The organism is Mesorhizobium sp. M2A.F.Ca.ET.067.02.1.1, assembly GCF_004023285.1.
GTDB lineage: Bacteria > Pseudomonadota > Alphaproteobacteria > Rhizobiales > Rhizobiaceae > Mesorhizobium.
On the sequence record NZ_RZSB01000750.1, the window covers coordinates 1 to 2,929 of the forward strand.

Annotated in this window: 3 protein-coding genes; 2 read left to right on the forward strand and 1 reads right to left on the reverse strand. The window is 62.4% G+C overall.

Annotation, left to right across the window (positions count from 1 at the left end; translation table 11 throughout):
- On the reverse strand, positions 1–657 hold a 657-nt coding region (locus EOA28_RS31185), incomplete at its 3' end, for a hypothetical protein (RefSeq protein ID WP_128315634.1).
- A 290-nt stretch (positions 658–947) separates the two neighbouring features.
- Here EOA28_RS31185 and EOA28_RS31190 point away from each other — a divergent pair.
- Together EOA28_RS31190 and EOA28_RS31195 are read left to right on the forward strand one after the other, a co-directional pair.
- Positions 948–2,087, forward strand: a complete 1,140-nt coding sequence (locus EOA28_RS31190) for a glycosyltransferase family 4 protein (protein ID WP_127251593.1) — start codon at positions 948–950, stop codon at positions 2,085–2,087.
- A 110-nt stretch (positions 2,088–2,197) separates the two neighbouring features.
- Positions 2,198–2,929, forward strand: a 732-nt coding sequence (locus EOA28_RS31195) for a MipA/OmpV family protein (protein ID WP_148670966.1), incomplete at its 3' end; no start/stop codon positions are given.

Here is a 2,929-nt window from a genome sequence, read left to right on the forward strand (position 1 = left end):
CCGTTGCGGCAGCGCGTACAGGTCCACACCCGGAAAGAGCGCCCCCAAGTTGGCCCCGCCGGTATCGAGGCCGGCGAACCAGTCGAGCCCGAAATCGAGAGGCTTGCGGGCGACGGCGTCGAAGCGGAAGAAACAATAGCCCGCCCACAAATACCAGCGCGCGCCCGCTCGGCGCAGGTCGCCGTAGAACGCCACATCTTGAAGAGGCGCAAAGGGGTCGCATGGCTGCGTCGGGAAGAGATCCTGGTCCAGAAATCCGAACGCGGCCGGGGCGGCCGGCTTCAGGATATTGCGCCACATCCAGTTGAGCGCCGCGCCGTGGGACCTGCTCGGGTTTTTCACGGTCCATGGATTGGCCGGCAGCCAGACATAGGGAATGCCTCGGGCCGCGCATACCTGCCTGTTCTCGTCCGCGGCAGCTTCGCTGATGCTGTTGTCGGCCACGATGTGGAGGTCGTGACGGACAAGTCCCCTGGCCAGCCGCACCTGCAGATCGAGACATTGGGCATCGCCGAAGGCGATGGTGAGCAGCACATCGCGACCCCGGGCGATATCGCGGATGCCCGCTATGTCCCCCGCCTTGGCCGGCAGGCTCAGGAATCTCCGGTCGATCTTCCGGTAACGGGCGGTCTTGATGGCATGTGTCAGCGGCTGCATTCTCAGCCATTGCCGCCAGTTGTATTCCCGCAGGGCCTTTGGCACGGGTATGGCAGCTTTCAGGCGAAGCCGGCGTGGCAGCCACAATTAATCCACGGCATCTTCATAATCGCGATCCGGTTGATTTCTTTTTTGGACAGCCCCAATGCTACAGCATCCAAGTCTCTTGATAAGCCGCTATATACAGCATATGCGTCTTTTCAACACGACCAACATTTGAGCGCCCGGCGTGTTTGTTTGAGTGGAGAAGTCTGGGGCGCACCCGGAGTCTCTCTCCGTCGATCTTGGGGGTGGGCGGCGCTCCGGAACATGTGATGAGAATCTGCTGTGCAATCTCTGCCCTCTTTATGAACGGGGGTTTGCAGAGGGATTGTCTGAATATCAGCGACCGACTGGTCGCGCGCGGCCATAGCGTGACGATCCTGACGACGCGCCAGGTTGGTCATGTCGAGAGTTCGGCGACGATAACAGTCCATCCGGCACGGGTTCTCTCCAACCCGGGCACCGAATTTGCACTGGGAAAGACGCTGCTGACGGCCAGGCGGGATTTCGACTGCGTGGTCGGTTTCAACAAGATGGCGGGCCTGGACATCTACTATGCCGGCGACCCGCCCTATTTTGCCTCGAAGCTCGGCTGGTGGCGGCCGTTTTCGCCTCGCTTCATTCGCCAGCAAAAGCTCGAATCGATGATTTTTGCGCCCGGCAGCGCCGTGCAGATCATTGCGCTCAGCGCGCACCAGGCAGCGCTTTACCGCGACTTCTGGCGAACCGAGGAATCGCGCATCCATGTTGTCGGACCGACGCTCGATCCGAAACGCCGCCGGCCGGAGTTGCTGGCCGGCGACCGCAATGAAATCCGCGATCGTTTCGGGCTTCCCCGCCAGGCCGTCATTGCCTTGAGCATCGCCAACAGAATGAAAGTGAAGGGTCTCGACCGGGCGGTGAAGGCGCTGCAGCCGTTCCCGGACATCCACTGGCTGGTAGCCGGTCTTCGCGAAAACAGCGAGGAGGAAATCCGGCTTCGCGGCCTGATTGCCAAGTCCGGCATGTCGAACCGGGTCATCCTGCTGGGCATCCAGGAGGACATCCCGGCGGTTGTGGTCGCGAGCGATTTCATGCTGCACCCGGCGCGCCTGGAAAATACCGGCACGGTGATTCTCGAGGCGCTCGCAAATGGCCTGCCGGTCATCGCGTCGGCCGCCTGCGGATATGCAAAATATGTCGAAGCCAGCGGGGCGGGGCTGGTCGTGGCCAATCACGACGATCCTGAAATCTGGCGACAGGCGGTCCGGAAAGCCGACGACACGGCAGTACGCGTGCAATGGCATCAGGCGGCCCTTGCTTACGGCTCGTCAAACCCGCTTACCGGCGGACTGGAAGCGGCCTGCGATCTGATAGAGAGCTTGCGCCGCAACCGGCGTGTCGGCTAGTTGGCCTTTCAGTCCGATGTTGCGATTTTAAGTCAAATTTTACCGAACGCACGGCATGGCTTGAGCGTCGGCGGATGGTCTTGCCGGCACGTTTCGCGTAAGGGGTGACGATGCGTATTGTCGGGACGATTCCGCTGGCCGTCGCCACATGTCTGTTCACCGCGTCTGTCGCACAGGCGGGCGAGGGCAGCTGGATATCCGGCGACTGGTACCTGACGCTCGGCGCCACCGGCCTCGTCGCGCCGAATTTCGAGGGCGGCAAGAAATATATGTTCAGCGCCCAGCCGATCATCTCGCTCGGCAAGGTCGGTCCGCAGGCGCGCTTCACCTCGCGCAACGACAACATCTCGCTGGCCCTGGTCGACGACGGCTCCGTGCGCGCCGGCCTGACCGGCAAGTTCCTGTTCCATCGCACCAGCAAGGACGAACTCCAGGGTCTCGACCCGGTGCGCTTCGGCGGTGAAGTTGGCGGCTTCTTCGAGTTCTATCCGTTGGATTGGGTGAGGGCGCGGGCCGAACTGCGGCACGGCATCCGCTCACACAACGGCTTCGTTGCCGACATCGCGGCCGACGCGTTCTACGACATCACGCCGACGGTCCGCATCTCCGGCGGTCCGCGCGTCTCCTTCGCGTCATCCAACTATTTCGACGCCTATTACGGCGTCAACGCCAAGGAAGCGGCTGCTTCGGGCCTGAGCGACTACCATCCGGGCGGCGGTGTGAAATCGGCGGGCCTCGGCGGCGCGATCACCTGGAAGGTGACCGAGCCGATGACGGCCAGCGTCTTCACCGAATATTCGCGCCTGATGGGGCCGGCTTCGGATTCCAGCCTGGTTAAGGAA